The sequence below is a fragment of the Paraburkholderia aspalathi genome (assembly GCF_905220735.1).
GTDB classification, from domain to species: domain Bacteria; phylum Pseudomonadota; class Gammaproteobacteria; order Burkholderiales; family Burkholderiaceae; genus Paraburkholderia; species Paraburkholderia aspalathi.
The window spans coordinates 590607-615793 of the sequence record NZ_CAJNBA010000003.1; the positions used below are offsets into that span (position 1 = coordinate 590607).

The 25187-nt window shown below is 61.9% G+C and carries 24 protein-coding genes; 21 read left to right on the forward strand and 3 right to left on the reverse strand.

All coding sequences use genetic code 11. The annotated features are described in order from the left end of the window. Window positions 1-207: 207 nt before the first annotated feature. The gene (locus tag KHO30_RS21585) at window positions 208-3504 is read right to left on the reverse strand and encodes an Rne/Rng family ribonuclease (protein WP_211702239.1); all 3297 of its coding nucleotides are present in this window, start codon (window positions 3502-3504) and stop codon (window positions 208-210) included. Between the two features lie 732 nt (window positions 3505-4236). On the opposite strand from KHO30_RS21585, the gene KHO30_RS21590 reads away from it, so the two are divergent. From KHO30_RS21590 to KHO30_RS21605, 4 genes are read left to right on the forward strand one after another with little or no spacing between them, the layout of a single operon-like run. Further along, complete coding sequence (locus KHO30_RS21590; RefSeq protein WP_093640506.1) at window positions 4237-5271, forward strand: RluA family pseudouridine synthase; 1035 nt, start codon at window positions 4237-4239, stop codon at window positions 5269-5271. Next, complete coding sequence (locus tag KHO30_RS21595; RefSeq protein WP_093640503.1) at window positions 5264-5923, forward strand: HAD-IIIA family hydrolase; 660 nt, start codon at window positions 5264-5266, stop codon at window positions 5921-5923. The genes KHO30_RS21590 and KHO30_RS21595 overlap by 8 nt, the downstream gene beginning before the upstream one ends. 8 nt (window positions 5924-5931) lie before the next feature. Further along, a complete protein-coding gene (locus KHO30_RS21600; RefSeq protein ID WP_211702415.1) occupies window positions 5932-6324 on the forward strand; it encodes a Rieske (2Fe-2S) protein in 393 nt (130 codons plus the stop codon). 33 nt (window positions 6325-6357) lie between these two features. After that, the gene (locus KHO30_RS21605) at window positions 6358-7362 is read left to right on the forward strand and encodes a S49 family peptidase (protein WP_200652966.1); all 1005 of its coding nucleotides are present in this window, start codon (window positions 6358-6360) and stop codon (window positions 7360-7362) included. Between the two features lie 117 nt (window positions 7363-7479). Here the strand turns inward: KHO30_RS21605 and KHO30_RS21610 are convergent, their stop codons facing one another. Together KHO30_RS21610 and KHO30_RS21615 are read right to left on the reverse strand one after the other, a co-directional pair. Then, a complete protein-coding gene (locus KHO30_RS21610) occupies window positions 7480-8199 on the reverse strand; it encodes an SAM-dependent methyltransferase (RefSeq protein WP_200618368.1) in 720 nt (239 codons plus the stop codon). Beyond that, on the reverse strand, window positions 8196-8813 hold the full coding sequence (locus tag KHO30_RS21615; protein WP_211702241.1) for a Maf-like protein: 618 nt from the start codon (window positions 8811-8813) through the stop codon (window positions 8196-8198). The genes KHO30_RS21610 and KHO30_RS21615 overlap by 4 nt, the downstream gene beginning before the upstream one ends. 269 nt (window positions 8814-9082) lie before the next feature. Here KHO30_RS21615 and KHO30_RS21620 point away from each other — a divergent pair, with 269 nt between their 5' ends. The 17 genes from KHO30_RS21620 to rnc all read left to right on the forward strand — a co-directional run bounded on the left by KHO30_RS21620 (window position 9083) and on the right by rnc (window position 25151). Next, window positions 9083-9727, forward strand: coding sequence for a DUF177 domain-containing protein (locus tag KHO30_RS21620; RefSeq protein WP_154560644.1), 645 nt, complete (start codon window positions 9083-9085; stop codon window positions 9725-9727). A gap of 101 nt (window positions 9728-9828) precedes the next feature. Further along, a complete protein-coding gene (gene rpmF, locus KHO30_RS21625) occupies window positions 9829-10008 on the forward strand; it encodes a 50S ribosomal protein L32 (protein WP_006051932.1) in 180 nt (59 codons plus the stop codon). 172 nt (window positions 10009-10180) lie between these two features. Continuing rightward, on the forward strand, window positions 10181-11287 hold the full coding sequence (gene plsX / locus KHO30_RS21630; RefSeq protein ID WP_200618371.1) for a phosphate acyltransferase PlsX: 1107 nt from the start codon (window positions 10181-10183) through the stop codon (window positions 11285-11287). After that, a complete protein-coding gene (locus KHO30_RS21635) occupies window positions 11287-12276 on the forward strand; it encodes a beta-ketoacyl-ACP synthase III (RefSeq protein ID WP_093640482.1) in 990 nt (329 codons plus the stop codon). Before plsX ends, KHO30_RS21635 begins: the two co-directional genes overlap by 1 nt. A 111-nt stretch (window positions 12277-12387) precedes the next feature. Beyond that, a complete protein-coding gene (gene fabD, locus KHO30_RS21640) occupies window positions 12388-13323 on the forward strand; it encodes an ACP S-malonyltransferase (RefSeq protein ID WP_093640479.1) in 936 nt (311 codons plus the stop codon). A gap of 84 nt (window positions 13324-13407) precedes the next feature. Next, window positions 13408-14157 (forward strand): 3-oxoacyl-ACP reductase FabG, encoded by a 750-nt coding sequence (gene fabG / locus KHO30_RS21645; RefSeq protein WP_093640475.1) that lies wholly within the window; start codon window positions 13408-13410, stop codon window positions 14155-14157. A gap of 151 nt (window positions 14158-14308) precedes the next feature. Then, on the forward strand, window positions 14309-14548 hold the full coding sequence (acpP, locus tag KHO30_RS21650; RefSeq protein WP_004197638.1) for an acyl carrier protein: 240 nt from the start codon (window positions 14309-14311) through the stop codon (window positions 14546-14548). A 303-nt stretch (window positions 14549-14851) separates the two neighbouring features. Further along, the gene (gene fabF / locus KHO30_RS21655) at window positions 14852-16090 is read left to right on the forward strand and encodes a beta-ketoacyl-ACP synthase II (RefSeq protein WP_211702243.1); all 1239 of its coding nucleotides are present in this window, start codon (window positions 14852-14854) and stop codon (window positions 16088-16090) included. Between the two features lie 4 nt (window positions 16091-16094). Then, window positions 16095-16580: a protein YgfX gene (locus tag KHO30_RS21660; protein WP_342345970.1), complete on the forward strand. Its 486-nt coding sequence runs from the start codon at window positions 16095-16097 to the stop codon at window positions 16578-16580. A gap of 101 nt (window positions 16581-16681) precedes the next feature. After that, entirely contained in the window at window positions 16682-17281 is a 600-nt protein-coding gene (gene rpoE / locus KHO30_RS21665) for an RNA polymerase sigma factor RpoE (RefSeq protein WP_006051939.1), read from the forward strand. Window positions 17282-17363: 82 nt separating this feature from the next. Then, a complete protein-coding gene (locus KHO30_RS21670; protein WP_054036216.1) occupies window positions 17364-17990 on the forward strand; it encodes a sigma-E factor negative regulatory protein in 627 nt (208 codons plus the stop codon). A 4-nt stretch (window positions 17991-17994) separates the two neighbouring features. Continuing rightward, a complete protein-coding gene (locus KHO30_RS21675) occupies window positions 17995-19038 on the forward strand; it encodes a MucB/RseB C-terminal domain-containing protein (protein WP_093640668.1) in 1044 nt (347 codons plus the stop codon). Window positions 19039-19075: 37 nt separating this feature from the next. After that, window positions 19076-20587, forward strand: a complete 1512-nt coding sequence (locus KHO30_RS21680) for a DegQ family serine endoprotease (RefSeq protein ID WP_211702245.1) — start codon at window positions 19076-19078, stop codon at window positions 20585-20587. Beyond that, window positions 20584-20859: a glutaredoxin family protein gene (locus KHO30_RS21685; RefSeq protein WP_211702247.1), complete on the forward strand. Its 276-nt coding sequence runs from the start codon at window positions 20584-20586 to the stop codon at window positions 20857-20859. The genes KHO30_RS21680 and KHO30_RS21685 overlap by 4 nt, the downstream gene beginning before the upstream one ends. Before the next feature lie 193 nt (window positions 20860-21052). Then, complete coding sequence (lepA, locus tag KHO30_RS21690; protein WP_093640463.1) at window positions 21053-22846, forward strand: translation elongation factor 4; 1794 nt, start codon at window positions 21053-21055, stop codon at window positions 22844-22846. An 18-nt stretch (window positions 22847-22864) separates the two neighbouring features. Continuing rightward, window positions 22865-23758, forward strand: a complete 894-nt coding sequence (lepB, locus tag KHO30_RS21695) for a signal peptidase I (protein ID WP_054036224.1) — start codon at window positions 22865-22867, stop codon at window positions 23756-23758. A 175-nt stretch (window positions 23759-23933) separates the two neighbouring features. Beyond that, window positions 23934-25151, forward strand: coding sequence for a ribonuclease III (rnc, locus tag KHO30_RS21700; RefSeq protein WP_211702249.1), 1218 nt, complete (start codon window positions 23934-23936; stop codon window positions 25149-25151). Window positions 25152-25187: the final 36 nt, after the last annotated feature.

Here is a 25187-nt window from a genome sequence, read left to right on the forward strand (position 1 = left end):
TTTCGGGCTGCTTAAGTGCCGGGCCTGGTGCTGCGATTGGAACCTAGATATTCATTCTAGCGGAAATGCATCCGGCGGCTGCCGGCGCCAGGACGCCGTCCGGGTATACGGGGAGGGGCATAAAGCCCGTAATCGGACGGGGCCGCGGCGCCCATAAAACAAAAAGCCCGCCGGTGAGGGCGGGCTTTTTGCCTGGCGGCGGTTCGCTTATTGCGGATGCTTACCGGTTTCCACCATTTGCATCGGCGCGGTTTCGACCGGCGGCAACGCCTTACGCTCGCGACCCACGCGAACCGGCTTGGCCGCTTGCGCAGCCGCTTCCTGCGCGGCCCGCAGCTTGTCGGCGTCGGTGTTCACCCAGACGAGACCGGCTTGTTCCAGCACCGGCTTCAGGGCTTCAGCCGACACACCGGCATTACGTGGCGCTTGCGGCGCAGCAACTGCAACGGGCGTCGGCTCAATTGCTGCCGGTTCAACGACTGCTTCAACTGCCGGTGCGACCACTGCCGCGACCGGTTGCGCTTCGAAGATATGGGCTTGCCGTGCCGGCTGGGCGGCCGGCGCTTCGACCACTGCTGCCGGAGCCGCCGTTTCCAACGGAGCCGGTGCGACTTGCGCTTCAACTACCGGAGCAACTGCCGGCGCTTCGACCCGAGTTTCAACCGGGGCTTCAAAGCGGGCGACCGGTTCGGCGAGCGAAACCGTCTCGCTGGCGGCCGGCGCAGCTTGCGCGGCTTCGACCGGTGCGGCAACTGCTTGCGCCACCGGCGCTTCCACGGCCTGCTCGACCGCAACCGGTGCAACCGGCGCTTCTGCGACCGGCACAACCGTTTCCGTCTTCGCAGCCTGCTCGGCGGCCAGCGCCGGTGTTTCGGTTACAGCGTGCAGTTCGCTGACCACAACGGTTTCCGTCGCGACAGCAGCAACAACCACTTCCACCGGCTTGACTGCAGCCGCTTCGTTGACTTCAGCCTTGTGCTCGACCGCTTGGTGCGCGGTGCGCACCGGTGCGTCATCGGTCACATTGATGTTGTCGCCTTCACCTTCCGCAACGTCCGCAGCCAGGTTGCCGTTCACGTCTTCTTCACGCTCACGACGACCACCACGACGGCCGCGACGGCGACGACGGCGCTCTTCACCTTCACGCGCCACCGCTTCCTGATCGACCGGCATACCGTTTTCGCCCAGGGCGGTCTGGTTTTGCGCCAGCTCTTCCGCCGTTTGCGCGTCGCTCTGCGTCAGTGCATCTGCGGCTTCCGGCTGCTGCTTGCGGCGTTCACCACGTTCAGCGCGCTCGCCACGCTCACGGCGTTCGCCGCGTTCCTGGCGTTCACCACGTTCGGCGCGCGGTGCGCCCTCGACGGTTTCCGCACGATCGCTGCCGCGATTGTCGCGGTCACGGCCCTCGCGACCTTCACGCGGCTCACGAGCCTCGCGCGGTTCGCGGCCTTCACGGGCCTCACGCGGTTCACGCTGCTCACGGTTAGCGCGCGGCTCGCGCGATTCACGTGCTTCACGCGGCTCACGACCTTCGCGTGCTTCACGCGGTTCGCGTTCCTCGCGACGCTGCGACGGTTGCTGACCCTGAGCCTGACGGCCGCCGGTCGCGCCTTCGCCACGGCCCGTTGCATCGCGGCCGCCTGCGCCGCTACGGCGGTTGCGGTTGCGATCGCCGCCGCGTTCGCCGGTGCGCTCACCGCGCTCCGTGCGTTCGCCGCGTTGCGGACGCGTCTGCTTTTCGGTCGTAGCCGGTGCGACAGGCGCCGGCGCGGCCGGCTGCATGCCGAACAGATTCTTCAACCAGCCAATAAAGCCGCCGCCGGCCGGAGTGACAGCCACCGGTGCCGGGGTTACTGCCGGACGGACCGGCGCGCTCGGGGCCGGCTTCTCAGGCGTGATGCCCTTGACCGCGGCTTCCTGCTTCGGCTTCACTTCCTCGGCGCGCTTGCTGTAACCGGTTTCCGATTCCAGTTCACGGGCCGCTTCTTCGGCCATCTTCCACGAAGCGCGCGGCTCGTCGAGGCGCGCATCGTCGTGACGCAGGCGCTCGAGCTTGTAATGCGGCGTGTCGAGATGCTTGTTCGGGATCAGAACGACGTTGACCTTGAAACGCGATTCGATCTTATTGATTTCGGCGCGCTTTTCGTTCAACAGGAAGGCGGTCACTTCGACCGGCACCTGGCAATGGATCGCCGCGGTGTTTTCCTTCATCGCTTCTTCCTGAATGATCCGCAGCACTTGCAGCGCGGACGATTCGGTATCGCGGATGTGGCCCGTGCCATTACAGCGCGGGCACGTCACATGGCTGCCTTCCGACAGAGCCGGGCGCAGACGTTGACGCGACAGTTCCATCAGGCCGAAACGCGAGATCTTGCCCATCTGGACGCGTGCACGGTCGTGCTTCAGCGCGTCTTTCAGGCGTTGCTCGACTTCGCGCTGGCTCTTGGCCGATTCCATGTCGATGAAGTCGATCACGATCAGGCCGCCCAGGTCGCGCAGGCGCAACTGGCGGGCCACTTCGTCGGCGGCTTCGAGGTTGGTGCGTGCCGCCGTTTCCTCGATGTCGGCGCCCTTGGTGGCGCGTGCCGAGTTCACGTCGATTGCGACCAGCGCTTCCGTGTGGTCGATCACGATGGCGCCGCCCGAAGGCAGCGGGACCGTGCGCGAATACGCGGTTTCGATCTGGTGTTCGATCTGGAAGCGCGAGAAGAGCGGCACGTCGTCGTGATACCGCTTCACCTTGCTGACATTATCCGGCATCACGATATCCATGAAGGCGCGAGCCTGGTCATGGATTTCGGTGGTGTCGATCAGAATTTCGCCGATATCCGGCTGGAAATAGTCACGAATCGCGCGAATAACGAGGCTCGATTCGAGATAAATCAGCATCGGCTGGCCGCTCGAACCGCTTTGCGATGCGGCCTCGATGGCGCGCCACAGTTGCATCAGGTAGTTCAGGTCCCACTGCAGCTCTTCGGCGGAGCGGCCAATACCGGCCGTGCGCGCGATGATGCTCATGCCTTCCGGCAATTGCAGTTGCGCCATGGTTTCGCGCAGTTCCTGGCGGTCGTCGCCTTCGATCCGGCGCGATACGCCACCGCCGCGCGGGTTGTTCGGCATCAGAACCAGATACCGGCCGGCGAGCGAGATGAAGGTGGTGAGGGCCGCGCCCTTGTTGCCACGTTCTTCCTTTTCGACCTGAACGATCAGTTCCTGGCCTTCACGAAGGGCGTCCTGGATGCGCGCGGAGCGCATGTCGACGCCGTCACGGAAATACTGGCGGGCGACTTCCTTGAACGGCAAAAAGCCGTGGCGGTCTTCGCCGTAGTTGACGAAGCAGGCTTCGAGCGACGGCTCGATGCGGGTGATGATGCCCTTGTAAATATTGCCTTTGCGCTGTTCGCGGCCGGCGGTTTCGATGTCGATATCGATGAGTTTTTGCCCATCGACGATGGCGACGCGCAGTTCTTCCTGCTGCGTCGCGTTGAACAACATTCGTTTCATTGAACGGCTCCAGGCGGCTTAGCTAGCCCTCAGCTGCGCGGTTGTCAGTCGCGAGAGCCACGAGGGCAGCGGCATGCCGCGCCTTATTGTGTTTTCACAAGCACGCTGGAGCGGGAAAAATGGCGGGAGAATTGCCTGAGAGGGCCCGGCCCCATTGAAAAATGGGCGCGGTGCCGCAGGGCACATGCGAACACGGCTTCAAATAACGACCCGACACGCCGCGGGTTCTGCCAGCAGACCTTCATAAGCCTTTCGTCCACTCGCGCCGGTGCGCCAACTGGGCGCGTGACCGGAGGGCCGGAGGCTGCGGTCATGCCGCAGCGGGAAGTTCGCGCAGTCGGCGCGTCTTTTCTCGCTGGGGGTGTCTCGCCTCATTTTGACGTCGCCATGTCTTGTATTTTCTACAAGACGCCTCGGGCGCACGCCGTATTTTCGCAACTCGCAGCTTCCTACAGCAGGGCGTCAGACCGCCCGATACCGAAGCTGAAAGTTAAATTCTTTTTTACCAAAATTCCGTTACCGTCGAAGCCGACCTTGACCGAACGCGCCTGTGGGCGCCGTCCCTGCCGGGCACTGACTTCGTGCGTGCAACATGTTGCATCTCATTTTCAGGGTGAGCAACCAGACCCCGGCGCAAGTAAAATAACGGTTTATCGCTTGCACCTGCGCAATCCGCCCGAATTCCGGACACTGCGCCGGCCGCCGCAGACTGCTGGGCAAATTATATTCATAATGAAAGAGTTAGGCAAAATATCCCAGAAATCGGTCGCAAGCGACCAGGTCTCGATGATCGAGATCGATGACAGTGCGGCCGGACAGCGCATTGATAACTTCCTGTTGCGCGTCTGTAAGGGCGTGCCAAAAAGCCATATTTACCGCATCCTGCGTAGCGGCGAGGTGCGTGTGAATAAGGGCCGGATAGACGCGCAGTACCGCCTCGAGCTGGGCGATCTGGTGCGCGTGCCGCCCATTCGCGTCGCTCAACCGAACGAGACGATCGCCCAGGCGCCGGTGCCGAGCGCCGATTTCAAAATTATTTTTGAAGACGAGCACATGCTCGTGATCGATAAACCGGCCGGCGTGGCGGTCCACGGGGGCAGCGGCGTGGCGTTCGGCGTGATCGAACAGATGCGCGAAGCGCGGCCCCAGGCGAAATTCCTCGAATTGGTGCATCGGCTGGACCGCGAGACCTCCGGTATCCTGATGCTCGCCAAGAAGCGCTCCGCGCTGGTCAATCTGCACGAGCAGATTCGCGAGAACAAGATGGATAAGCGCTACTATGCGTGCGTCCACGGCGAATGGGCGAGCGACTGGGGCCGCCGCCGCGCGGTCAAGGAGCCGCTGCATAAGTATTTGACTGCGGACGGCGAGCGACGCGTGCGTGTCCAGGCCGACGGCCTCGCGTCGCACACGGTTTTCAATCTGATCGACCGCTGGCCGGAGTACGCGCTGCTCGAGGCGGAACTGAAGACCGGCCGCACGCATCAGATCCGCGTCCATTTGCAGCATCTGGAACTGCCGATCGTCGGCGATGCCAAATACGGCGACTTTGCGCTGAACAAGGCGCTGGCGCGCGCCAACGCCAAGCCTGGCCTGAAACGCATGTTCCTGCACGCATACCGCCTTAAGCTGACGCATCCGGCGACCGGCGCGCCCGTGCAGTTCGAGGCGCCGCTGCCGGCCGAATGCCGCAGTTTTGTGGCGCAGCTCAATGAATTACGTGAATCACAAAATGGGTCAAACCCGGAGACGACACCGCATGGCTAGAGAGCAATTTGATCTGATCGTCTTCGACTGGGACGGAACGCTAATGGATTCGACCGCGCACATCACGCGCAGCATCCAGTCGGCGTGTCGCGATCTCGGTCTGCCGGTTCCCGCCGATGAGGCCGCCAGCTATGTGATCGGCCTCGGCCTGCGCGACGCGCTGCAAATCGCCGCGCCTACGCTCGATCCGTCCGACTACCCGCGTCTGGCGGAGCGCTATCGCTTCCACTATTTAGTGAAGGACCAGACCACCGAGCTGTTCGTCGGCGTGCGCGAGATGCTGCAGGAATTGCGCGATCAGGGTTATCTGCTGGCGGTCGCGACCGGCAAGAGCCGCGTCGGGCTGAATCGCGCGCTCGACCAGTCGCGTCTGACGAGCCTGTTCGACGGCACTCGCTGTGCGGACGAAACCTTCTCGAAGCCGCATCCCGCGATGCTGCACGAGCTTACGCGTGAACTGGGGCAGGATCCGGCGCGCACGGTGATGGTGGGGGATACGACGCACGATCTGCAAATGGCGATCAATGCGGGCGTCGCGGGCATTGGTGTCACATACGGCGCGCATCCTGCCGGCTCGTTGACGGCTTTGTCGCCGAAATTCGTCGCCTCCAGCGTGACCGACCTGTCCGGCTGGTTGCGAGAGAACGCGTGAGTACGGGTATGACCGAAACGGCGACGGAAGCGGTTCGCATTTGCGCGTCCGAAGAACTGGTCGATGGCGGCGCTGGTGTACGGCGCGCGGCCAGGCTCGGTGGTGGCGACGTCGTGGTATTTTTTGTTCGCTATGATGGCCGTGCATACGGCTATTTGAATCGCTGCGCCCACGTGCCCATGGAGCTCGACTGGGCCGAAGGGCAGTTCTTCGAATCGTCCGGTTTATACTTGATGTGCGCCACACATGGCGCGATTTACGCGCCAGATACGGGCAAATGCGTCGGCGGCCCGTGCCGTGGCGGCCGCTTGCGCCCCGTCCAGGTTGATGAGCGGGATACACCTGAAGGCCGTGCCGTGTTCTGGCTGCCGGACGGCGAACTGCGCCCGGCCATCCCCTGATTTTTCTCCTCTTCGATCTTTCCACTGCACCGCATGTCCGACAATTTGACTCCCGAACCGAAGGAACCGTCCCTGACAGGCCGCCCCCGCACGCCTGCCGATGAGCCGGGCTGGGAGCGCGCCGCGCTCGAGCGCATCGCGCTTGCGGCCATCACCGAGCAACGCGCGGCACGGCGCTGGAAGATCTTCTTCCGGTTTGTGTTCCTGATCGTCCTGCTGCTGGCGGTATGGGGCGCGTTCGATTTCTCGGGCGACAAGGTAACGACCACTGGCCGGCATACGGCCATGATCACGCTTGACGGCGAAATCTCCGCTGATACGAACGCGAACGCGGAAGATATCAACACCGCGCTGGAAAGTGCGTTCGACGATGCGGGTACGGCAGGCGTGATCCTGCGTTGCAACAGCCCGGGCGGCAGCCCGGTGCAGGCGGGCATTATCTACAACGAGATTCGCCGGCTGCGCGCCAAGTATCCGTCGATCCCGTTGTATGTGGTGGTTGGCGATATGTGCGCGTCGGGCGGCTATTACGCGGCCGCGGCGGCCGACAAGATTTACGTGGACAAGGCGAGCATCGTCGGTTCGATTGGCGTGCTGATGGATAGCTTCGGCTTTACCGGCTTGATGGACAAGCTGGGGATCCAGCGCCGCCTGCACACTTCGGGTGAGAACAAGGGCTTTTTCGACCCGTTCTCACCGGAAACGCCGAAGATGGACGAACATGCGCAGGATATGCTCGACCAGATTCACGCACAGTTCATCGACGCCGTGCGTCAAGGTCGCGGCAAACGCCTGCACGAAACGCCGGACATGTTCTCGGGCCTCTTCTGGACGGGGCAGAAGAGCGTCGAGCTGGGGCTTGCAGATGGTCTCGGCGACGCGGATTACGTTGCGCGCGACCTTTTCAAGGCGCCGGATATCGTTGACTACACGGTCAAGGAGAGCATTACGGACCGCGTGGCGCGCAAGTTCGGTGCGGCAGTCGGCAGTGGCGCCGTTCACGCGATGGCGCTTGGCGGGAAGATGAGCTTGCGGTAATTCAATATGGAAAAAGCCCCGTGCGATCGAGTGCTGATCGCGCGGGGCTTTTTTGCTTTTTGCCGTTAGTAAACAGCGACCGATCGGCAAGCTGATCGGTTCGAGCCGCGGCAGCGGTCAGACGGCGAGGATCAGGAAAATTGCCGGCCGTTTGTGGAGATCGATAGCCGGTTTCTTTTTCCAGTCGGCCACAGTACGGCTGGCGATGGTTTCCGTTTCCAGCGTCAGATCGACGGCGACGCAGACCAATGTGGAGGGCGCGCACGTCGCCAGCAACGTGTCGAGCAGCGGCTTATTCCGATAGGGCGTCTCGATAAAGATCTGCGTTTGTTTGGCTTTGCGCGACTGCTGTTCTAGGTCGCGCAGGCGCTTGGCCCGTTCAGTGGCGTCGACCGGCAGATAGCCGTGGAACGCAAAACTCTGGCCATTCAGGCCGGAAGCCATCAACGCCAGCAGAATCGAGCTCGGCCCGACAAACGGCACGACCTTCACGCCGCGCTCATGCGCGCGGCGCACCAGCAGGGCGCCCGGATCGGCGACCGCCGGGCAACCGGCTTCGGAAACTAGGCCGGCATCCGTCCCCGCCAGCAAAGGCGCGAGCAGTTTGTCGATCTCACCGGCCGGCGTGTTGACGTTCAGTTCGCGAATCTCGATTTCCTGGATCGGTTTTTCGGTGCCGACCTTCTTCAGGAAAGCGCGGGTGGTTTTCGCATTTTCGCCGATGTAATAGCTGAGCGAGGCCGCGCGGGCGCGCACCGGCGCGGGCAGGACGGCGTCGAGGGCGTCGGCATCGCCTTCGCCGAGTGTGTTCGGGATCAGATATAAGGTGCCGCTCATTGCGCCCCCAGGAGTGGATAGCCTACTGCGAGCAGCATGCGCGACAGTGCAATCAGCGGCAGTCCGACCAGCGCGGTCGGGTCGTCCGAGTGAATGGCTTCGAGCAGCGCGATGCCGAGGCCTTCGGATTTGGCGCTGCCAGCGACGTCGTAGGGCGTTTCGGCAAGCAGATAGGCCTCCAGCGCGGCGTCCGGCAGCTCGCGGAATTGCACGCGAGTGATGATGTCGGCGGTTTGCGCCGCCCCCGAACGGCTGTCGAATAGGCACAGCGCACTATGAAACAGCACTTCGCGGCCGCGCATTGCCTGCAACTGGGCGAGCGCCTTGTCATGCGTGCCGGGCTTGCCGATCTGCAGGCCGTCGTAAGTGGCGACTTGATCCGAGCCGATGAGAAGTGCGGCTTCACCGGCGCCGAACTTGGCTGCCACCGCGCGGGCTTTTGCCTCGGCGAGGCGCAGGGCCGTCACTTCGGGCGTTTCGCCGGCGAGCGGCGTTTCGTCGATTGCCGGGACGACGACTTCGAACGGAATCCGCAGGCGCTCGAGCAGCTCTCGACGATAAGGTGAACTCGACGCCAGGATCAGGCGTGGCGGGCGATTGAGGGAATCTGGCATGTGCAACCAACGGCTAGAGAGGCGGGTCGTACGAGGGCGTGCGGGTGGCGCACGTGTACGGGCTTAAGTGTTTGACTCGAAAAGACAAAACGGATATGATTTCGGGCTTTTCATCGGTATGCTATTGCACAGGCGGGCCGCTGCTTAGGTAGCGCGCTTGGGTCAGTGAGCAATACCGACTGAGCAACGCGGGGCAGCGCATGAGTTCCGCGGACTGCTTTGCAAACCGATTTACCCCCGGCGAAATCCTTGCCGACGCAGGAGCGCACATGACTCAACATCCTGGCAACCCTGCTGGTCTGTCCGACCCGCACGATATCGATCTGTTCGAATTTGCGCGGAGTGGGCGTCAGGCCGCGGGTGTCGTGCGCGTCTCGCAACTGCCGCGCATGTTAAACGAAGTCCCGGTTGAAGCGCCAGACCGCGATACCGCGTTCACCTGGCAAGCCGAAGGGGCGACGCAGCCGGAATTGCAGGACGACGGCACCGAGGGTCCACAGCCTTATCTGAGGCTGGCGATTCACGGTGCTGCATGGCTCGAATGTCAGCGGTGCATGACACCGTATCTGCAGGCGTTCAATGTCGATGCAACTTACCGGATCGTCAGCACTGAGGCGGAAGCCGAAGAGTTTCCGCTCGACGAGGATGAAGTCGAAGTGATCGTGGGCTCGCGCCAGTTCGATCTCATCGACTTGATCGAAGAAGAGTTGCTGCTTTCCTTGCCGCTCGTGCCCAAGCACGAGGTGTGTCCCGAAGTGCACGAGAGCCTTGTCTCTGGTGTGGCTGGAGCAGAAGGCGAGGGCGACGAGGCTGCGCCGGATGAAGCTGGTGAGGGCGGTGAGCCTGAGCGGCCCAATCCGTTTGCGGCGCTCGAAAGTCTCAAGCGCGGTGAGCCGGGCGACAAGAAGCACTGAACAGTTGCATGGGAGCGCGAAGCGGGCGCATTGGCCATTCGGTCAATGGCGGACACCGGGTCGGGCTGTGTTAGAATTCGGAAAATTTTTAGGAGTTAGTCATGGCAGTTCAACAAAATAAGAAGTCGCCGTCGAAGCGCGGCATGCACCGTTCGCACGATTTCCTGACGGCAGCGCCGCTGGCCGTGGAACCGAGCACGGGCGAAGTGCATCTGCGTCACCACGTTAGCCCGAACGGCTACTATCGCGGCAAGAAAGTCGTCAAGACGAAGAACGACTAATCGTTTCACTGCGTTGCGCCCCTTGGCGTTTCGCGTGGCGATCGGCTCGCTTGACATTTTCCCGGCTCGGCAAAAAGGCGGCATTCATCTGCCGCTTTTTTGTGTCGATCGCAGTTGGCGCTTTAGCGCTTACTGTGGTTCCATGCAGGGCGCCTGAAATTCGTCGCACTCCATGACAGTAAAGCTCACGATAGATTGCATGGGAGGCGACCACGGCCCGTCCGTGACCGTTCCCGCAGCCGTCAACTTCGTTCGTTCGCATCCCGATGCTGAGTTGCTGCTCGTCGGCATTGAAAGTGCGATTCGTGCGCAGCTGAAGAAGTTGAAGGCTCAAGACCTGCCGGCGCTGACCGTCGTACCTGCTTCCGAGATCGTCGCCATGGACGATCCGGTCGAAGTCGCGCTGCGCAAGAAAAAAGACTCATCCATGCGCGTGGCGCTCAATCGCGTCAAGGAAGGCGAGGCGCAAGCCTGCATTTCCGCCGGCAATACCGGCGCGCTGATGGCGGTCTCGCGTTATGTGCTGAAAACGCTGTCGGGCATCGAACGCCCGGCCATTGCGTCGGCACTGCCCAATCCCAATGGCTACACGATGATGCTCGACCTGGGCGCCAACGTCGATTGCGAGCCGCAGCATCTGCTGCAGTTCGCGGAGATGGGGCACGCGCTCGTGTCCGCGCTCGAGGGCAAGGAGCGGCCCACCATCGGCCTGCTCAACATTGGCGAAGAAGCCATCAAGGGCAACGACACCATCAAACGCGCCGGCGAACTGCTGCGCGCGAGTACACTTAACTTTCACGGTAACGTTGAAGGCAACGACATCTTCAAGGGCACGGTCGACGTGATCGTCTGCGACGGTTTTGTCGGCAATGTCGCGCTGAAGACGTCGGAAGGCCTCGCGCAGATGCTCTCCAACATCATCAGGGAAGAGTTCGGCCGCTCGTGGCTCACCAAGGTGATGGCGGTGCTCGCCTTGCCGGTATTGATGCGCTTCAAGAAGCGCGTCGATCATCGGCAATACAATGGCGCCGCGTTGCTGGGCCTGCGTGGGCTGGTGATCAAAAGCCACGGTTCGGCGGATGCCTACGCGTTTGAGTGGGCTATCAAACGCGGGTATGATGCCGTCAAAAACGGCGTGCTGGAACGCCTTGCGCGAGCAATGGAAGAGAATGCAGGTTCTCTCGAACAGGCAGCGCGCGATGCAAGCGGTGCGGGCCACGCAAGCCCGATCGCAGGCCAGCCAGCCGAGCCCTACGCTGCGCAATCCTCGAAGGCATAATGGCTCAATCGACAATTTATTCCCGCGTGCTGGGCACCGGCAGCTACCTGCCGCCCGGGCGCGTCACCAATCAGGATCTGGCCGAACGTCTCGCCAAGCAGGGTGTCGAGACGAGCGACGAATGGATCGTTGCCCGCACGGGCATCCATGCACGCCACTTCGCCGAACCCGATGTCACTACCAGCGATCTGGCGCTCATCGCCTCGCAACGCGCGATCGAAGCGGCGGATATCGATCCGCAATCCATCGATCTGATCATCGTTGCAACCTCCACGCCTGACTTTGTGTTTCCGAGCACGGCGTGCCTGTTGCAGAACAAGCTCGGCATCAAGAATCACGGCGCGGCATTCGACGTGCAGGCCGTCTGTTCGGGCTTCGCTTATGCGGTGGCAACGGCGGACAGCTTCATTCGTAGCGGCCAGCATCGCACGGCGCTCGTGATCGGCGCGGAAACCTTCTCGCGCATTCTCGATTTCAAGGACCGCACCACCTGCGTGCTGTTCGGCGACGGCGCCGGCGCGGTGATCCTGCAGGCGTCCGAAGAACCGGGCGTGCTGGCGAGCGCTCTGCACGCCGACGGCAGCCATTCGAACATTCTCTGCACGCCGGGCAATGTGAACGGCGGTGTGATCGAAGGCAGCGCGTTCCTGCATATGGACGGGCAAGCTGTGTTCAAGCTCGCGGTCAATGTGCTCGAAAAGGTCGCGGTCGAGGCACTTGCAAAAGCGAATCTGTCGGCCGAGCAGATCGACTGGTTGATTCCGCATCAGGCCAATATCCGCATCATGCAAAGCACCTGCCGCAAGCTCGGCTTGCCGCAGGAACGCATGGTCGTCACGGTGGGCGAGCACGGCAATACGTCGGCTGCGTCCATTCCGCTCGCATTCGACGTCGCGGTGCGCGACGGCCGCATCAAGCGCGGCCAGAACGTGCTGATCGAAGGCGTCGGCGGCGGCTTCACCTGGGGCGCGTCGGTTATCCGCTACTGATAGCGGCGACGTTATGGCGAGCGCTCTTTGCGGCGCTCGGCTACGCTTGAGCGCGCTTGCCATCAATCGGGCGCGCCACCCACATCTGACAACATCGATTTTGGGGACGATATGAAATTTGCGTTCGTTTTTCCTGGGCAAGGTTCGCAGTCGGTCGGCATGCTTAACGCATTCGCTGATCACGCGGTCGTGCGTGAGACGGTTCAGGAAGCGTCCGACGCGCTCAATCAGGACCTCGGCAAGCTGATCGCCGAAGGCCCCGCCGAAGATCTGAACCTCACCACCAATACCCAACCGGTCATGCTGACCGCCGCGTACGCGATTTACCGCGCGTGGCAGCAGGCCGGCGGCCCGAAGCCGGCTATCGTCGCCGGTCATAGCCTCGGCGAATACACCGCGCTGGTCGCGGCGGGCGCGATCGCGTTTCGCGATGCCGTGCCGCTCGTGCGTTTTCGCGCGCAAGCTATGCAAACGGCCGTGCCGGTCGGCGTTGGCGGCATGGCCGCGATTCTCGGCCTCGATGACGATACGGTCCGCGCGGTTTGCGCCGAAGCGTCGGTCGCGGGTGTCGTCGAAGCGGTGAATTTCAACGCGCCGGCGCAAGTCGTGATCGCGGGTCACAAAGCCGCCGTCGAAAAGGCCTGCGAAGTTGCGAAGGCGAAGGGCGCCAAGCGCGCGTTGCCGCTGCCGGTGTCGGCGCCGTTCCACTCGTCGCTGTTGAAGCCCGCGTCGGATCAATTGCGCGAGTATCTGGCCAGCGTCGACGTGCAGGTGCCGTCGATTCCGGTGATCAACAACGTCGACGTCGCGGTGGTCAACGAGCCGGCAAAAATCAAGGACGCGCTGGTGCGTCAGGCAGCCGGTCCGGTGCGCTGGGTCGAAAGCGTGCAGGCAATGGCTGCGCAAGGCGTCACGCATGTGATCGAATGCGGCCCGGGCAAGGTCCTCGCGGGCTTGACGAAGCGTATCGACGGCAATCTGGTCGGCGCTTCGGTGTTCGACCCGGCTTCGCTCGAAGAAACGCTCAAGCTGGTGACGGCGGGCTAAACGCAGCCTCCTGGGGCGCCAGCAGGGCACCAGGCCTGACATCAAGAATCAATCAGCCCTCCGAAAGGGCATTCGGACTGACAGATGGAAAAGACTCTCGACAAGCAAATCGCAATCGTGACGGGCGCATCGCGCGGCATCGGCCGTGCGATCGCGCTGGAACTGGCGCGCCAGGGCGCGACGGTGATCGGCACGGCAACCAGCGAAAGCGGCGCGGCAGCGATCAGCGAAGCCTTTAACGCGGCTGGCGTAAGCGGCCGCGGCGCGGTGCTCAACGTCAACGACGCCGCCGCAGCCGAAGCGCTGATCGACGGCACCGTGAAGGAATTTGGCGCGCTGCACGTGCTGGTGAACAACGCCGGCATCACGCAGGACCAGCTCGCCATGCGCATGAAGGACGACGACTGGGACGCGGTGATCGACACCAATCTCAAGTCGGTCTTCCGCCTGTCGCGCGCTGTGCTGCGTCCCATGATGAAGGCCAAGGGTGGCCGGATCATCAATATCACGTCGGTGGTCGGCTCGGCCGGCAACCCCGGGCAGGTCAACTATGCAGCCGCGAAAGCGGGCGTAGCAGGCATGACGCGTGCGCTGGCACGCGAGATCGGCAGCCGCGGCATCACGGTGAATTGCGTGGCGCCAGGCTTCATCGATACCGACATGACCAAGACCCTGCCGGAAGAGCAGCAAGCCGCACTGAAGACGCAGATTCCGCTCGGCCGCCTCGGCAGCCCGGACGACATCGCACACGCTGTGGCGTTCCTCGCGTCGCCGCAAGCGGGCTATATCACCGGCACGACATTGCATGTGAACGGCGGAATGTACATGTCGTAACCAAATTCGGTTACTATCCGCGCCTTGACGCGTTTGCAAAAGCGTAAGGCGCATGCCTTGACAGGAACCCGATGCGCCGCTTTTTTGCCGGGTCAAACCTGATAAAATGCGCGCACCTGTATTTTTGAACTTCTTTTCCCTTGGAGGGGTAATGGACAATATCGAACAGCGCGTCAAGAAGATCGTCGCAGAACAACTGGGCGTTGCAGAAGCTGAGATCAAGAACGAAGCTTCGTTCGTGAACGACCTCGGCGCCGACTCGCTCGACACCGTTGAACTCGTGATGGCCCTCGAAGACGAATTCGGCATGGAAATTCCGGATGAAGAAGCCGAGAAGATCACTACCGTTCAGCAAGCGATCGACTACGCTCGCGCGAACGTCAAGGCCTAAAGTCATTCGCGCCTGCGTTTCTGCGTTGGCGGCGTATGACGCCCTGCCGTGTCGGTTTCCGACGCCAGCAGGGCTGGCGCTTTTTGCCGTGCAGGAGCCAGCGATGTTGACAGCGCAACTTTTCGCGCGATTGCCGACTTTCAAGAAAACGCCGGGCCGCCCCAAGTTTTCTTGCCCCTCTCGGGGGGACCTGGTGCGAAGCGCCGGGAGTAGGGGGCGGCTAACAGCCACAGGGCACACAGGGCAGGTTCCTGTGGCCGCTGTGGCTTTTGTGCTTTTGTCATCTATGAAAAAGGGGTTACCGTGAGCCGCCGTCGTGTTGTTGTTACAGGCCTGGGGCTGATTTCGCCTGTTGGCAATAATGTTGCCGACGGCTGGGCCAATCTGGTCGCCGGCAAGTCGGGTATTGCCAATATCACGAAGTTCGATGCATCGAACTTCTCGACTCGTTTCGCCGGTGAGGTGAAGGGCTTCAATATCGAGGACTACATCCCCGGTAAGGAAGCGCGCCACATGGATACGTTCATCCATTACGGCGTCGCGGCCGGCATCCAGGCGATGCAGGACAGCGGCCTCGAAGTCACCGACGAGAATTCGGAGCGCATCGGCGTGGTGGTCGGTTCGGGCATCGGCGGTCTGCCGATGATCGAAGCGACGCAAACCGAGCTGCTCAATCGCGGCCCGCGCCGTATTTCGCCGTTCTTCGTGCCGGCATCGATCATCAACATGATCTCCGGCCACCTGTCGATCAAGTTCGGCATCAAGGGTCCGAATCTCGCCATCGTTACCGCGTGTACCACGGGTCTGCACTGTATCGGCGAGGCTTCGCGCCTGATCGAATACGGCGACGCCGACGTGATGATCGCAGGCGGTGCCGAATCGACCGTGTCGCCGCTCGGCGTCGGCGGCTTTGCGGCGGCGCGTGCGCTGTCGCAACGCAATGACGATCCGGCAACGGCAAGCCGTCCGTGGGACAAGGATCGCGACGGTTTCGTGCTGGGCGAGGGCGCCGGCGTGATGGTGCTCGAAGAGTACGAACACGCGAAGGCGCGCGGCGCGAAGATTTACGCCGAAATCAGCGGCTACGGGATGAGCGGCGACGCCTATCACATGACCGCTCCGCTGGAAGATGGCGACGGCGCGCGCCGCTGCATGCTGGCCGCGTTGAAGAATGCGGGCATCAATTCGGATCAGGTGAATTACCTGAACGCGCACGGCACGTCCACGCCGCTGGGCGACCTGGCTGAAACCACCGGCATCAAGCGCGCTTTCGGCGACCACGCCAAAGACATGGTCGTGAATTCGACCAAGTCGATGACAGGTCACCTGTTGGGCGGCGCCGGCGGTCTGGAGTCCGTGTTCACCGTGCTCGCCGTGCATCATCAGGTGTCGCCGCCGACGATCAACATCTTCAATCAGGATCCCTCCTGCGATCTCGATTACTGCGCCAACACCGCGCGGGAGATGAAGATCGACGTCGCGCTGAAGAACTCGTTCGGGTTCGGCGGCACGAACGGCACGCTGGTCTTCAAGCGCGCCTGATCGCTTGCTGACACGCCAGTCGAAAACGCCGGCTTGCCCGGCGGTTTCCCTCGAATCGGCAACCGACGGAGCGCCGCAGCGGATCACGTTGCGGCGCTCCATCGCCATGCGCGCCGCTTTGGGTATGTTCGTCCTGATGGCGACTGGCGCTGCCTATACATGCTTCGCGTCGCATCTGGGCGCCTGGCAGGCGGTTCCGTTGACGCTTGCCGTGTGGGCGCTGCTGACGCTCTGTGCGGTAAAGCATGAGCATGCGCAGCCGGTCGCGCTGAAAATCGGCCCAGACGGAGTGTCCACCTGGAACCAGGCCGGCAGTTTGTTGACACAGGGTCGCATTGCCGGCTGTTCGCAATGGAGCGATCGCCTGCTCGTTCTGGCGCTGGCGCCGGATCATGGGCGCTCCCGCACGCTGCTTCTTGCCGCCGACGCGCTTCCTGCGGCCGTTTTCCGGGAGCTGGCCGTGCTGGGCCGGCGTGGCGCCGGCGCCTGACTGTAACGACTGTAACCGCTGTTACCGGAGTAACGTGCCGCGATGATGGGGACGCTACAATGGTCCCCCGCCATGCGCCCTATAGTTAACGGATTTATCAGGTGAGCGAAAAAGAAATTGATCAGGTGCTGGTCGAGCGCGTCCAGAAGGGCGACAAGGCCGCGTTCGAGCTTCTGGTCTCCAAATACCACCGCAAGATTCTCCGGCTGATCTCCCGCCTCGTGCGGGACCCGGCCGAAGTGGAAGACGTCGCTCAGGACGCCTTTATCAAGGCGTACCGGGCGTTGCCGCAATTTCGCGGCGAATCGGCCTTTTATACGTGGTTGTACCGGATTGCGGTCAATACGGCAAAGAACTACCTTGCGACCCAAGGGCGGCGCGCACCGACTTCGACCGAAGCAGATGCTGAAGAAGCTGAAACTTTCTCGGACGCCGACCAACTAAGGGATATCAACACGCCTGAGTCGATGTTGATGAGCAAGCAGATCGCTGAGACGGTCAATGCTGCGATGGCGGTTTTACCGGAAGAGTTGCGCACCGCCATTACTCTTCGTGAAATTGAAGGTTTGAGTTACGAGGAAATCGCTGAGATGATGGGTTGCCCAATTGGCACAGTCAGATCACGAATTTTCCGCGCTCGCGAAGCCATTGCGGCAAAATTGCGTCCGTTGCTTGACACACCTGAAGGCAAGCGCTGGTAAACACCAGCCCGCCGGACGGGGCGCGGGTGCAATATCTGGATTAGTGGTGTCACTACGGGGTATTTGTAAGATGGGGAGCATCATGGGGTCGGTCTCGATGCAATCGCAAGCCAGCTCGCGCGGCGAGCGTCTGTCCGCTTTTGTCGACGGTGAGCTGTTCGGCGAAGAGCATCTGAACACGTTTGTTTCCGAACTGGACGGCGAAGATCGTGCCGCCTGGTCGTGCTATCACCTGATCGGCGACGCTCTGCGTTCCGACGATCTGGCGGTCAGCCCGGCGGCGAGCAGCGCGTTTCTGAGCGGTTTTGCCGCACGTTTCGACAATGAGCCGCACGTGCTCGCGCCTGCTGCAATGCCGGTCGCGCGGCGTTTGCTGGCGCTGCGCCGCCGCGTTGTGCCGGCGTTTGCTGTTGCCGCCGCCGCTGCCACGCTGACGTGGATCGTTGTGCCGCAACTGCAAGGCGTGCCGGGCGGCCCGGGTGTGGCGCAAGTTGCGTCGACCCAGTCGCATGGTGATTCGCTGCAACGTGTGGCTATGGCGTCGGTGCCGGCTGCTACGCTTCAGCCGGTTGCGCAAGACGCCAACATCATTCGTGACGCCAGTCTCGATCAGTATCTGGAAGCTCACCAGCAATTCGCGCAACAGCCGGTCATGCCGGGCTCGATGCCGCTGATTCGCGCTGCCGCCGTTTCTACGCAAGGCCAATAGTTTGATGCAGACTCCGCGGTTGAATAAAACGACTATCTGGGGGCGGCTGCCGGCATTTCTGTTCTGCGCAGCCGTATTGTTGTCCGCCACGCCGCGGGTCTTTGCACAAACCGACGATCCGCTCGTCGCCCGTCGCACGGCCGCAGAGCTGCTCGATCGCATTCATCAGGCCGCCCAGCAGCAGAACTACGAGGGCGCGTTTGTCTATCAGCGCGGCAATTTCGTTCAGACGTCGCGGATCGCGCACTACGCGACCCGTACTGACGGCGAATTCGAGCAACTCGAAAGCCTCGACGGCAAGCCGCGCAAAATGCTTCGTCACAACGAAGATCTCTACACGTTCGTGCCCGAGCGGCATCTGTGCGTGGTCGAGAAGCGCCAGAACAAAGATTCGTTTCCTGCTCTGCTCGCTGTAAGCGGCGAGCAGGTGCTGTCCGTGTACGAGCCGAAGCTGCTCGGCGACGACCGCGTCGCGGGTATCGATAGCCAGGTAATCGAGCTCGATCCGAAAGACGCATATCGCTTTGCTTACAAGCTGTGGGCCGACAAGAAGACCGGCCTGCTGTTGCGTGCGCAAACGCTCGATCCGAACGGCCAGGTGCTCGAACAGTTGTCGTTTTCGCAGATTCGTATTGGCGTGCCGGTCGACAAGACCGCCATCGTCAACGGCATTCGTAATACAACGGGTTGGACGGTAGTGCGTCCGCCGGTCGAGCCGGTCGATATGGCTGCGCAAGGCTGGCAAATCACGCCGACGGTGCCGGGCTTCCGCAAGATTCGCGAGCTTCGCCGTCCCATGGCCGCGCGTGACCCCGGCCAGCCCACCATTCCGGTTGATCAGGCTGTATTCTCCGACGGCCTTGCGGCCATTTCGGTATTCGTCGAGCCGGTCGAGAACAATACTCGCAAGGAAGGCGCGGGCAGTAGCGGCGCCACGCACGTGCTGGTCAAGCGGCGCGGCGACTTCTGGATTACTCTGCTTGGTGAAGTGCCCCAGACCACATTGCAGCAATTTGCGTCTGCCATAGAATATAAAGCTCCGAAGTAATCCTCCGAATCACACGAATCCCTCGGCTTGCTACGATATGACGACTTTCTCGGTGCGCAAATTCCTCGCGGCCGCGGTGGTAGCGGCGTGTTTGCCGCTCGTGCCGCACACGGCATCGGCCGCTCCCGCAGCCAATCTGCCCGACTTTACTGACCTCGTCGACAAGGTCGGCCCGGCAGTCGTCAACATTCGCACGACCACGCGCGTGTCGACCAGCGGTGCCCGCGGCGGGTTGCCGCCAGGCATGGACGACGGCGACATGTCGGAGTTTTTCCGGCGCTTCTTCGGCATCCCGTTGCCGCAGTCGCCACAATCGCCGGGTTCGCCGCGCGGTGGCGATAACGGTGGCAGCGGCAGTGGCGGCAACCAGGACTCGCCGGATAACAGCGATCCCGAACAGAACAGCGGCGTCGGCTCAGGCTTCATTCTGTCGGCGGACGGCTACGTGATGACCAACGCGCACGTCGTGGACGACGCGGACACCATTTACGTCACTCTCACCGACAAGCGCGAGTTCAAAGCCAAACTGATCGGCGTGGACGATCGGACCGATGTTGCCGTCGTGAAGATCAGCGCGGCCAACTTGCCGACCATCACGATCGGTGATTCGAACAAGGTGCGGGTGGGCGAGTGGGTGGTGGCAATCGGTTCGCCGTTTGGTCTTGAGAACACGGTGACAGCCGGTATCGTCAGCGCCAAGGGGCGCGATACGGGCGATTATCTGCCGTTCATTCAGACTGACGTGGCCGTCAATCCGGGTAATTCGGGCGGTCCGCTGATCAATATGCAGGGCGAAGTGATCGGCATCAATTCGCAGATTTACAGCCGTACTGGCGGCTTCATGGGCATCTCGTTCGCGATTCCGATCGATGAGGCGATGCGCGTGGCCGATCAGCTGAAGGCATCGGGCAAAGTCGTGCGTGGCCGGATCGCGGTGGCGATCGGTGAAGTCACGAAAGATGTTGCCGATTCGTTGGGTCTGCCGAAGGCGCAGGGCGCGCTGGTCAGCAGCGTCGAACCGGGTGGCCCGGCAGATAAAGCCGGCGTGCAGCCGGGCGACATCATCCTGAAGTTCAATGGTCATTCGGTCGACACGGCAACGGACTTGCCGCGTATGGTCGGCGATACGAAGCCGGGCACCAAGTCGACCATTACGATCTGGCGCAAGGGTCAGACGCGCGATCTGCCGGTCACGATTGCCGAGATGCAGCCGGACAAGACCACCAAGGCGGATGATAAGAAGCCGCCGGTGCCGAAGCAGCGCGCCACGAACGTGTTGGGTCTTGCCGTTAGCGATATCCCTGCCGACCAGATGAAGGCGCTGAAACTGCACAACGGTGTGCAGATCGACGCGGTAGACGGCCCGGCCGTGCGCGTTGGACTGCAAAAGGGCGACATCGTCCTGCGTGTGGGCGATACGGATATCACGAGCGCGAAGCAGTTCGACGAGCTGACCGCACATCTCGACTCGCAGAAGATGGTTGCGTTGCTGGTCCGTCGCGGCGAGAACACGCAGTTCGTGCCGATTCGCCCGCGCGCCCAGAAATGACGTCAATGGCGCCACTCACGCTCTACGGGCGCGCGTGGTGCCACTTATGCGACGACATGCGCGCCGCGCTCGAGCCGTTGCTGGCCGAATTCGCTGCGCAAGTCGTCGTGATCGACGTCGACACGGATCCTTTGCTGGAAGCGCGTTATAACGAGCTGGTTCCGGTTCTGGTCTGTGACGGCGTCGAACTGTGTCACTATCACCTTGACGTGGCGCGGGTTCGTGCCGCGCTTGCTGCGCGCGTTGTAGTAACCCATCCGGGATCCAGTTAAGGGTCCGAAACAGGCGCGAACGTGCGCTGTTCACACCCCGTTTCACGCCTCTCCTGAGCCGTCTTTTCCGCCCGAGCCTTGCAAGATGCGCCGGGCGATAGCCTTTTCGGCTAAAATAGATAGGTTTTTCACCTACTTACAAGGCGTGCTCCGCTATTGTCCGAGCGCGCCTTTTTTGCTTGATCGGCACTGAATGGATCATATTCGTAACTTCTCGATCATTGCGCACATCGACCATGGCAAGTCGACGCTCGCTGATCGCATCATCCAGATCTGCGGTGGCTTGTCCGACCGCGAGATGGAATCTCAAGTGCTCGACTCGATGGATCTCGAGCGCGAGCGCGGTATCACCATCAAGGCACAAACCGCTGCACTGACGTACAAAGCCCGTGACGGGCAGATCTACAACCTGAACATGATCGACACGCCGGGCCACGTCGACTTCTCGTATGAAGTCAGCCGCTCGCTGTCCGCGTGTGAAGGCGCGTTGCTGGTCGTCGACGCAAGTCAGGGCGTGGAAGCGCAAACCGTCGCCAACTGCTACACGGCGATCGAACTTGGCGTGGACGTTATTCCGGTGCTCAACAAGATCGACCTGCCGGCCGCGAATCCCGAGAACGCGATCGAAGAAATCGAAGACGTGATCGGTATCGACGCAACCGATGCGACGCGTTGCAGCGCGAAGACCGGCCTCGGCGTGGAAGACGTACTCGAAGCACTGGTCGCTAAAGTGCCGCCGCCCAAGGGCGATCCGGAAGCACCGCTGCAGGCGCTGATCATCGACTCGTGGTTCGATAACTACGTGGGCGTCGTGATGCTGGTGCGTATCGTCAACGGCACGCTGCGCCCGAAAGACAAGATCCGCATGATGGCGACCGGCGCGCAGTATCCGGTCGAGCATATCGGCGTGTTTACGCCGAAGTCGAAGAACCTCGAATCGCTGTCGGCGGGGCAGGTGGGTTTCATCATCGCCGGCATCAAGGAATTGGCCGCTGCGAAGGTGGGGGACACCGTCACGCTGTTGAACCGTCCTGCTGCCGAACCGCTGCCGGGCTTCAAGGAAGTGAAGCCGCAGGTGTTCGCCGGTCTCTATCCGGTCGAAGCGAACCAGTATGATGCGCTGCGCGACTCGCTGGAAAAGCTGAAGCTGAACGACGCCTCGCTGATGTACGAGCCGGAAGTGTCGCAGGCGCTCGGCTTCGGTTTCCGTTGCGGCTTCCTCGGCTTGCTGCACATGGAGATCGTGCAGGAGCGTCTCGAGCGCGAGTTCGACATGGACCTGATCACCACGGCGCCGACCGTGGTGTACGAAGTTCTGCAGCGCGATGGCACGATCCTCATGGTCGAAAACCCGGCCAAGATGCCGGAGCCCTCGAAGATCGAAGAAGTGCGCGAGCCGATCGTCACCGTGAATCTGTACATGCCGCAAGACTACGTCGGCTCGGTGATCACGCTGTGTACGCAAAAGCGCGGCAACCAGATCAACATGCAGTACCACGGCCGTCAGGTGCAGTTGACCTACGAAATCCCGATGGGCGAAGTCGTGCTCGATTTCTTCGATCGTCTGAAGTCCATCTCGCGCGGCTACGCGTCGATGGATTACGAGTTCAAGGAATATCGCGCGGCCGACGTCGTGAAGGTCGACATGCTGATCAACGGCGACAAGGTGGACGCCTTGTCCGTGATCGTGCACCGTTCGCAAAGCCAGTATCGCGGCCGTGAAGTCGCGGCGAAAATGCGTGAACTGATTCCGCGCCAGATGTACGACGTGGCGATTCAGGCCACCATCGGTTCGAACATTATTGCCCGCGAGAACATTAAAGCCTTGCGTAAGAACGTGCTGGCAAAATGCTACGGCGGCGACATTTCCCGTAAGAAGAAACTGCTCGAGAAACAAAAGGCAGGCAAGAAGCGAATGAAGCAGGTCGGGTCCGTCGAGATTCCGCAAGAAGCTTTCCTCGCGATTCTGCGTGTCGAAGACAAATAAGACGAACAACGGAACCCTATGAATTTTGCGCTGATTCTTTTTGTGCTCGTCATTTTGACGGGCGTCGCATGGGTCGCAGACAAACTGGTTTTCATGCCGCAACGGCGGCGCGCGGCGGAAGCCGTGGTCGCCGAGTTCGACCGCCAGCAGGCGCGCGTCGGCGAGCGTTTCGCCGACGAAAACGCGGCGCAAACGCGTGCCCGTCTGCGTGACGACAAGCTGCGTCAACCGTGGTGGCTCGAGTATTCGGCGAGCTTTTTCCCGGTGATTCTGGTGGTGTTCGTGGTGCGCTCGTTCGTGGTCGAGCCGTTCAAGATTCCGTCGGGTTCGATGGTGCCGACGCTGCTGGTGGGCGACTTCATCCTCGTCAATAAATTCGACTACGGCATCCGTCTGCCGATCACCAACACGAAGATCACCGAAGGCCGTCCGCTCGAGCGTGGCGACGTGGTGGTGTTTCGCTACCCGAAAGACGAATCGGTCGACTACATCAAGCGCGTGATCGGTCTGCCGGGCGACACTGTCGCTTATCAGGACAAGCAACTGACGATCAACGGCAAGCCGGTGCCGGAAACGCCGCTGCCTGACTACCTCGACGAAGAGCGTCTCGGCTACGCAAAGCAATTCGAAGAAAATCTCGACGGCCGCAAGAACGCGATTCTGAACAACCCGGCCGTGCCGCCGTTCATCGTCGGCGCGGAAGATTATCCGTATCGCGATAACTGCACGTACAACGCACGCGGCGTGATCTGCAAAGTGCCGCCTGGCAATTACTTCATGATGGGCGACAACCGCGATAACAGCGCGGACAGCCGTTATTGGGGTTTTGCGCCGGATAAAAATATCGTCGGTCGCGCGTTTTTCATCTGGATGAACTTCAGCGATCTGAAACGCATCGGCTCATTCCACTGAGCACGCATGTCTTGATCGCACAGCACGCCGCGCGGGTGGCCCACACTTAGGTCACATCAGTCGCGGCGTGTTATCACGCTACTTTAAGAATCTGCGGTAACGTCGCTTCACCACGCTTTTTCCGCTGGCCGTCCCGCGTTTTCGCCGGGGCAGGCGCCCGCGTTATACTCTGCCCATGCCCCTATCTCCGTTGGAAAGCCGTCTGCGCTACGAATTTCGCAATGCGGAATTGTTGCGCCAGGCTTTAACGCACCGCAGTCATAGCTCCACGCACAACGAACGGCTCGAGTTTCTCGGCGACTCCGTTCTAAATTGCGCGGTGGCTGCGCTTTTGTTCCAACGTTTCGGCAAACTGGACGAAGGCGACCTGTCGCGCGTCCGCGCCAATCTGGTCAAACAGCAGTCGCTTTACGAAATCGCTCAGGCCCTTAATATCTCCGAAGGCCTGCGTCTCGGTGAGGGTGAACTGCGCAGCGGCGGCTTCCGCCGTCCGTCGATCCTCGCTGACACGCTCGAAGCCGTGCTGGGCGCGGTGTTCCTCGACGGCGGGTTCGATGCCGCCCAGACGGTCATCAAGCGCCTTTACGTGCCGATTCTCGATCACATCGACCCGCGCACGCTCGGCAAGGACGCCAAGACGCTGCTGCAGGAGTATCTGCAGGGCCACAAGATCGCGTTGCCAACCTACACGGTCGTCGCGACGCATGGTGCGGCGCACAATCAGCAATTTGAAGTTGAGTGCACGGTACCGAAACTGGACGTTAAGGTGTCCGGCTCCGGTGCGAGCCGCCGCGCGGCCGAGCAGGCCGCGGCCAAGAAGGCGCTCGACGAAGTCATGGCCGCCGCGCCCGCCGTGGTCGCCAAGCCTAAGCGTTCAAAGGGCGCCCGCGCGGCGAAGAATGCCGAGCAGGAGGTCGTGCCCGGCGTGACCGGCGTACAGGCCGCGCTCGACTTGCGCAGCCCGGATCGCAAGAGCGAACGCGGGGCCGGGCGGGGTGAAACACGCTCGGCGCCGGCGGCGGAGTCCGTAGCCGAACGGCAGACCTTGACCGCGACGTCCGCGCCGCTGGCGGTGATTCGCGCCGCGCACGTGGAATACAGCGGGCAGGACAAGTCGGAGCGCGCTGAGAGAGCTGACAGGTCTGCTGACAAAGCGGCAGCCGACAAGCCGGACGCCAAATCTGCTGAAATCAGATCTGAAGCCGGGAAGCCCGCAGACGCAAAGGGCGCAGAAGCCAAGCCAGAAGCCGTCTCCCGCAGCGCCGACAAACACCGCAGCCGTGAAACCACACCCGGCGCAGCCGTGCCCACGCCTGGCGTGCCGGCACCTATCGAACACGAACCCGGCGTAGCCGACGCGGTGCAAACCCGCGTCGCCGATGCGGGCCATTGATTTCCATCGGCGCGCCATTCCCCGCGCGTCGATCTG